The following is a 527-nucleotide window of genomic DNA, read 5'->3' as shown; positions in this document are numbered from 1 at the left end:
ACGCAATTAGATAAACATTACGTCGAGTTTTTTAGCCGCGACTTAGTGAATCAAAGTGGGGAGCAAAGCGAAAGTGGCGCGAACTTTTTGGGGCGCTTACATGAAAGCGATAAAAAAATCGAGCTGTTGACCAATGAGCTACTGGATCACAATTACTTTGTGTTTGTGGAAGAGGCCGAGCACTCACTTCTTGATCTCGCCCAAAATGAGGCGCGCTTCACTTGGCTGTTTGTGTTTGTCGCAGTGATGTTGTTAGTCGGGTCGTTCTTGTATCAACTGCAATACCGAATGCACAACTTGAAGCAGCTTAACTCGGAGTTGGAAGCCGAGACGGACAAAGCAGAGCGAGCCGCGAAGGCTAAATCCAGCTTTCTTGCTGCTATGAGTCACGAATTAAGAACGCCAATGAATGGTGTGCTCGGGATTTCTCAGTTGATTGCAGAGGAAACCAAAGAGCCCGTCACCAAGGAGCACATTAAGGTGATTCTGGATTCAGGGCAGCATTTAATGACTATCCTCAACGACAT

General features: G+C 46.7%; 1 protein-coding gene. It reads left to right on the top strand.

The window, feature by feature from the left end:
- On the top strand, positions 1–527 hold a 527-nt coding region (locus R7Z50_RS30895), incomplete at both ends, for a histidine kinase dimerization/phospho-acceptor domain-containing protein (protein ID WP_318150199.1).

The sequence above is a fragment of the Vibrio sp. 1249-1 genome (genome assembly GCF_033340495.1).
This window is presented reverse-complemented; position numbering and strand designations above follow the sequence as displayed.